The organism is Spongiactinospora sp. 9N601, assembly GCF_044326295.1.
GTDB classification, from domain to species: domain Bacteria; phylum Actinomycetota; class Actinomycetes; order Streptosporangiales; family Streptosporangiaceae; genus Spongiactinospora; species Spongiactinospora gelatinilytica.
The window spans coordinates 94,685-101,105 of sequence record NZ_JBIRBB010000026.1 but is presented as its reverse complement, the minus strand read 5'-3'; the positions used below and the strand labels follow the sequence as shown (position 1 = coordinate 101,105).

Below are 6,421 nucleotides of genomic sequence, written 5' to 3'. Positions count from 1 at the left end.
CGAACGCCAGCAGGTCCTCACGAGCGGCGTCCAGATGCTCACACGCGGCCGGATACCGCGTCTTCAACGCGTCGATGACCCACGCGTGCTGGGCGCGGACCTGCTCGGCGGTGGGCTGGTCGAAGATCGTGCGCACCAGGGTGGCCACCCACGGCTGAGCCGACTTCGGCACCCGGGTGAGCAGATTACGCAGGTAGTGGAGCCGTGAAAATTCAAATCCGCGTTTCGTCGCCGGAAACACCGGTGACGAACGCAAGAACGTCTGCAGCTGTGGCGAAGTGACGGGTGGCTGGTTCGGGCAGATGCCCCTCCTGTTTGAGCAGGGGAAGGACGTCATCGACGGCGTTGCGGATGGTGCCCCGGCTGACGCCGAACAGATCGACCAGGGTCTGTTGATTGCATAGGTGGCGCTGGGCCAGGACGGTGGCCAGGATGCGGTCGATGTCGGTGATCTTCTGCGGGAAGACGCCACGGCGCGTTCCCGGTCGTCGGTCGCCGCCGCGGCTCTGGTGGCGGCGCTGTTCGAGGAGGGCCTGGTAGGGAATGGCGAGCCGCTCGGCCAGGGCATGGAAGTCGCGGAGAGGCATGCCGGTCAGCTGCGGGTGAGTCAGCGCCTGGAAGATGTGCATCTGACTGGTGACCGCGCCGTGGTCGAGCCAGTCACGCAGGTCCTGGGCCTGGGAAAAGTAGTGTGTCGTCTGGCCCAGCGTGATCTTCTGTTCGTCCATGACGGCGCGGGTTTCCCGGATCGCCTCGCCGATGGTGACAGCGTTGGTGCCGAGTAGAGCGGCCAGGGCTTTCTGTGGGCAGACCTGACGCAGGTAGATGACAGTGACCAGGACACGGTCGGCATGGGTCAGCAGAGGCCGGCCGTGGTTACCCGGAGCCTTGAGACGTCGGCGGCCGCGTGTCTGGAACTTGCGCTGCTCGGCCTGGGCCGCTTGCGCGGGTGCCAGCAGACGGCACAAGGCATCCAGATCTTCGCTGGTCATGCCGGTCAGCCGGGGATCGGCCAGTATGGCCAAGGTGCGGGTGCGGGACTGTTCGCGCTCGCCGGTGCTCAAGGCGATGCTGCCTGGGCCCGTGGGCGCGATGGTGTAGTTCCAGGTTCCCCGGTGCTCATGGGCGGTGATCGGAAGTGAGCGCAGGTAGTCGCGGCTGACCGAGATTCCGGTCGGGTAGGCGCCGGTGTCCAGCTCGGCATGCACGCGCAGCCCGGTGCGGGTGCGGGTGGCCGCGATGCTGTTCACCACGACTTCATGGCTGGTCAGTGGCCTGCCGCGCCAGTTGAGGGTGATGTGGGAGAACAGCCGGTGCTCGATCTTGTTCCACTTGGAGGTGCCCGGAGGGAAGTGGCAGACGGTCACCGTCAGGCCGGTCTCGGCGGCGAACGCCGCCAGTTCGGCCTTCCAGAGCCGGTAGCGGTAGCTGTTGGAACCGCCGCAGTCCGCGGTGATCAGCAAGCGGTCGGCGCTGGGGTAGTCGAGGTGTCCGCGTGCGCGCCACCAGCGGCGGATCGACTCCACTGCGAAGACCGAGGTGTCATGGTCGGTGCCCACGTTCACCCAGCCGGAATCACGGGTCAGATCGTAGATGCCGAACGGGATGGCCACCTCAACGTCCGGGCCGATGAAGTAGAAGCTGTGGTCCTCCACCTGCACCGGATCGCCCTTCGGGCGCCATTGCCGCCCCGGGTTCGGTAACTGCCCGAGCTGCTCCTTCTTCTTGGCGTCGATGCTGATCACCGGCTGGCCGGCCGCCTGGTGCTGCTTGACCTGCTCGTTGAGATACCGGAATTGGGCGTCGCGATCAGGATGTTGGGTGCCCTCCAGAGTCTTGGCGTTGGCCTGAAGGCTGAAGCCCTGGCCGCGTAACAGCCGGCCCACTGTCGGCGCGGAGACAGGATGGCCTTGCCGGGTGAGTTCCCCGGCCAGGTTCCGCAGCGACTTGGTCGTCCAGCGCAGGGGTGAGGTCGGATCGCCGCGCTCGTCCGGCTCCACCAGTGTCAACAGGGCGGTGATCAGGTCGGGATCGAGAGCTTCGGCCGGTTTGCGGCCACCTCCGGCCCGTCGCACACGACCATCGGGCAGAGGCTCTTCGCCCGCTTCCAGTTCGGCCACCCCAGCGCGAACCGTCGTCTCCGATACTCCTGCCACGGCTGCCACCAGCCGAACCCCGCCATGCCCGAGCAACCGCGCTTCTTGACCGAGCATCAGACGCCGCTGACGCTCGTTGAGGTGCGGCAGCAGCACCTCACACCGCGCCGCGAGCTGCTCGTGAACCTCGCTGGAGATCGCCATACCACTTCAACGAGTCCATGATCAGAAAGCGACGCCCTATTTCTTGACGACTTCAGTGCGTGCGGCAGCGCTGCCATACCGCGCCCGGCAAGGCGGCGCCGATGGCGTCCACCAGCCCCGGGTGGGCATCAGAGATCGCCAGTTGCACCCCGGTCAGGCCGCGGGCGACCAGCCCGCGCAGGAACCCCAGCCAGCCCGCGCCGTCCTCGGCGGAGGTGACCTCCATGCCGAGGATCTCGCGATGGCCGTTGGCGTTCACGCCGGTGGCGATCAGCGCGTGCACGTTGATGATCCGGCCGCCTTCGCGGACCTTCTGGGTCAGGGCGTCCAGCCAGAGGAAGGTGTAGGGGCCGGCGTCCAGTGCGCGGGTGCGGAAGGCTTCGACCTGCTCGTCCAGCGCCTTGGCCATGATCGAGACCTGGCTTTTGGAGATGTGCTTGATGCCGAGCTGCTCGATGAGCTTGTCCACCCGCCGGGTCGATACCCCCAGCAGATAGCTGGTGGCCACGACGCTGATCAGGGCCTGTTCGGCGCGGCGGCGGCGTTCCAGCAGCCAGTCCGGATAGTAGGACCCGGTCCGGAGTTTGGGGACGGCCAGGTCGATGGTGCCGGCGCGGGTGTCCCACTCCCGCATCCGGTAGCCGTTGCGGGAGTTGACCCGCTCGGTGCTGCGTTCACGGTAGGGGGCGCCGCACAGGCCGTCGGCCTCGGCCGACATCAACGCCTCGGCCATGGTCTTCACCATGGAGCGCAACATGTCGGGGTCATCGGTCTGTAGTTGCTGCGCGAGCCACTGCGGGGTGGGCACACTGCTGTCTGCGGCCATCGTCGTTCTCCTTCGATCTTGATGTGAGCATTCGAAGGATCACGCGATGGCCGACTTCATGTCGGGCCGCCACGCTTGTGACCTGGTCAAACTCGTACACCACTTCCGTGGACGCAACCTCACAGCAGGAGGCCCGTCCGGTGGCATCATCGATCAAGATCATCGGTGCCCTCCGTGGGGGCACCGGCCGTTCGGTCCCGTGATGTTCTGTGTCGTTTCGTCGGACACCATCCGGCCTTACCTGGCGCTATGGGGAAAGCCGCTGGTAGGAGGCCATGGAATGGCGGGTTCAATTCCCGCCACCTCCACATCTACGAACCGCCTCTGACCCACCCGGGCCGGGGGGGCGGTTTCGCGTTCATGGTCACACGCCCGCTTGGAGGCGGACGTCACCCATGGCCTGGACCTGGGTTCACGGAATCGCTTCTCGGTGAAAGGACGAGTGGTTCCGTGGGCGGACGGCGCAAGCGTATCGACGGTATCGACTACGGGACATGTTCGTTGCCGCGTCCAGCCTCGACCCTGACCGCGACAGTTTCCCCGGGATCGTGAGACAGGGCGCGTCCGAAGGGCCACCTGCTGCCTGAAGCAGACGTCGGCCATGGTCATCTGCTACTTTGCGGAACCCGCTCCCGGTCCCGAGCTGATCACCTGCTGGGGCGTCCCGGGTGACGGTCATCCCGAAGCGGGTAGCCGCCGGGGCTGTCACCCACGTCAAGAAGCGGCCGTCTTGCTGACCGGTGCTGAGGAAGAGCCCGGTGAGCGCCGGTATCGCCAACGCCGCACCCGGCGGCGCTTCCGTGATCGTGCGGGGGGCGATGCGCTGGGACCGCATCATCATGTAGGCGGCGAAGCGGCCACCGGGCCGGGTCTGCTCCACCCACGTGTACGGCACGGTGCGGATACCGCAGGTGACATGCGCCCGATCGTAGGGCGCGTGGTCGGGTGCGCCGCTCGTGTACCCCGGTGTCGCCGAGGTTCTTCGCGGCCTGTTCGGCGAGCGCGGCGTCCACCTCGATTGGGGTGACGTACGGCGCGCCGACGCGATGGGGCAGCAGGGCAGCGGTCCAGCGGTGCCAGTGCCGATCTCCAGCACCCGATGTCGTTCGCAGAAACACTTCTTTACGTCGGAACGGAAGCTCGGTGCCAGGGCTTCATGAAGGGGCCGGCGCAACCCGGGCTAGGAGATCGAGTCGCCGCCGCGTGGCGAACGGGTCAGGCCGGCGAGGATCAGGACGAGGGCGAGCAGGAGCAGGACGGCGCGGGCGGCGTGAGCGGTCTCCCACTGGGTGCGCCACCGCTCCCAGTCGGCCGGAATCGCCGCCACGGCCCAGCCGTAGGCGGCATTCGCCGGCTGTACGACGCCCAGCCACACGGCGAAGGCGGCAGCGGTGCCGATGGTGCCCGCGAGGTAGGAACGAAAGCCAGGCCGCCCGCGAGAGCGGAAGGCGAGCACGGCGGTCGCGAGCACGGCGGCGACCTCGAGCGGGCCGCCCACGACCGCGTAGTAGCGGTAGAGGGACCGGTTGATCGCGGTGTAGGTCACCGCGTCGTAGCGCATCTTGACAGGCCATTCCATGGCGTGGGCGAAGGCCAGGCCCAGCGTCAGCGCGACGAGGATGGCCGCCGTCACACCGAGCGCACGCCCCGGCCCCGAACCCCGGCTGTCGTCGCTCATGGTCAACACCGTAAGCGAATCGAGACCTCAACCACAGGGGGCCGTATCGATCCAGGTCAGAAGCTACTTCTTTGGAAACGTCTCCGTTGCTAGCGGGGCCCAGTTACGTACAGTTACCTTTCCTCGTATTGTACGGACCCGTGCGGAGGGCCTTGAAGTCCCGCACTCTTCCGGGACGGTGGCGGCATCCGGGGCGGGCGTGCTGCTGTATCACTCCCCAAGGGGCACGCCGGACCAGCGCCGCGCGGATGCCCGCCTCTGTCGCCGGGCGGACATCGTTGTCGAGGCGGTCGCCGACGTACAGGATCTCCTCAACGGAGAACGGGGTTACCTCGGCGACGCGTTTGAAGGACGCCGGGTCCGGCCCTGTGGCTGGGGAGGGCCGGCCGGCGTCGGCTCGCGCCTCGCGTTCGGGGTGTAGGTCGAGGCCGGGGCGGAACACCTGGAACGTCTCCCGGTAGTCGAGACCCTGGGCGATGACCGCCCCGAAGACGGCGCTGAAGGTGTGGCGAGGAACGCCGGGCCAGTCCGCCCACGCGCCGTACTCGCGAGTCTCGTCAACAAGTACCTCGCGACCGCAGCCCATTTGCCAGTCGGGTGCTCACGTCGCCTGGTCCAGGTTCCGCGCCCGCAACCGGCGGCACGATCCCGATCAAGGCCGACCAGGCGGCCCGAGCGGCATGAGCGAGGCCGGCGTGGCGGGTGCGAGTATGCGTTCGAGACCACGCACTACAAGCAGCGTCACGCGGTCGAGCGCGGGATCAGCAAGCTCAAGCGACACCGCGCGGTGGCCACTCGCTAGGACAAGCTCGTTGTCCGCTACGAGGCCACCGAGCAGGGCACATCCTTCTAGGCGAGCTTGAGAAGCAGTTCGCTCAGTTCGGCCGGCATGGTGATCATGCAGTCGTGGCCGGTCGGCAGCTCCCAGACCTGCGCGGCGGTGCCGTTGGGCTGGATCGGGGGGACGGGGCGACGGGTGACGCCCGCCGGCATGGCGCCGACATTGTGGATGTGCGTGCGCGGGATCGCGTTCACGGCCGGGTCGTCCAGCCGCACCGGCTGCTGCAGACAGCGCACCGGCTGGTCCGAGAGCATCCCCCGCAGCCAGGCGACGTCTGCCGGGTCTGTGACGCCGAACAGGCCGAAGGGCGCGGGCTGCTCGGGTAGCGGCGGTACGCGCCAGCCGCTCGCGGACTTCTCGGCGAGCTCGATCAGTTGCCGTGTCACGGGTTGGACGTCGACCGCGGACTCGCCGTCCTCCGGGACCATCGCGTCGAGGTAGACCAGGTGCGCGATGCGTTCCGGAATCCGGTTGGCCGCGGCGGAGATCACCAGCCCCGCGTAGCTGTGGCCGACGAGTACGACGTCGCTGAGGTTCTCCTCGATGATCAGCCCGGCCACGTCGTCGACGTGCGTATCGAGCCCCACCTCCGGACCGAGTAGGTGCACCTTGTCGCCATAGCCGGTCAGGGACGGCGCGAACACCCGGTGCCCGGCACCCTCCAGCAGCGGCACCACCCGCTCCCAGCACCGTCCGCTGTGCCAAGCACCGTGTACCAGCAGAAATGTGGACATGAGTGAATCAATCTTCCTTCGCAGAAGCAGAAGAGCACGGCC

6 protein-coding genes and 1 pseudogene are annotated in these 6,421 nt (G+C 67.6%); all 7 read right to left on the bottom strand.

Features of this window, described 5'->3' with window-relative positions; all coding sequences use genetic code 11:
- The coding region (locus ACH34R_RS40760) for a transposase (protein WP_397566968.1) at positions 1–241 on the bottom strand (241 nt) is incomplete at its 3' end.
- A complete protein-coding gene (locus ACH34R_RS40755) occupies positions 213–2,300 on the bottom strand; it encodes an ISAzo13 family transposase (RefSeq protein WP_397566967.1) in 2,088 nt (695 codons plus the stop codon). The genes ACH34R_RS40760 and ACH34R_RS40755, both read right to left, overlap by 29 nt.
- 55 nt (positions 2,301–2,355) lie before the next feature.
- Positions 2,356–3,126 (bottom strand): annotated as a pseudogene (locus ACH34R_RS40750) (IS256 family transposase); the annotation flags it as partial.
- A 412-nt stretch (positions 3,127–3,538) separates the two neighbouring features.
- Positions 3,539–4,222, bottom strand: coding sequence for a hypothetical protein (locus tag ACH34R_RS40745; protein ID WP_397566966.1), 684 nt, complete (start codon positions 4,220–4,222; stop codon positions 3,539–3,541).
- Positions 4,223–4,306: 84 nt separating this feature from the next.
- The gene (locus ACH34R_RS40740) at positions 4,307–4,804 is read right to left on the bottom strand and encodes a hypothetical protein (protein ID WP_397566965.1); all 498 of its coding nucleotides are present in this window, start codon (positions 4,802–4,804) and stop codon (positions 4,307–4,309) included.
- A gap of 103 nt (positions 4,805–4,907) precedes the next feature.
- The gene (locus ACH34R_RS40735) at positions 4,908–5,390 is read right to left on the bottom strand and encodes an HAD family hydrolase (RefSeq protein ID WP_397566964.1); all 483 of its coding nucleotides are present in this window, start codon (positions 5,388–5,390) and stop codon (positions 4,908–4,910) included.
- A gap of 263 nt (positions 5,391–5,653) precedes the next feature.
- A complete protein-coding gene (locus ACH34R_RS40730; RefSeq protein ID WP_397566963.1) occupies positions 5,654–6,379 on the bottom strand; it encodes an alpha/beta fold hydrolase in 726 nt (241 codons plus the stop codon).
- Between the last annotated feature and the right edge of the window lie 42 nt (positions 6,380–6,421).

Coding starts and splice junctions, on each gene's coding strand:
- ACH34R_RS40735 (WP_397566964.1), bottom strand. CDS start 5,390: ATGGGCTGCGGTCGCGAGGTACTTGTTGACGAGACTCGCGAGTACGGC.
- ACH34R_RS40730 (WP_397566963.1), bottom strand. CDS start 6,379: ATGTCCACATTTCTGCTGGTACACGGTGCTTGGCACAGCGGACGGTGC.
- ACH34R_RS40755 (WP_397566967.1), bottom strand. CDS start 2,300: ATGGCGATCTCCAGCGAGGTTCACGAGCAGCTCGCGGCGCGGTGTGAG.
- ACH34R_RS40740 (WP_397566965.1), bottom strand. CDS start 4,804: ATGAGCGACGACAGCCGGGGTTCGGGGCCGGGGCGTGCGCTCGGTGTG.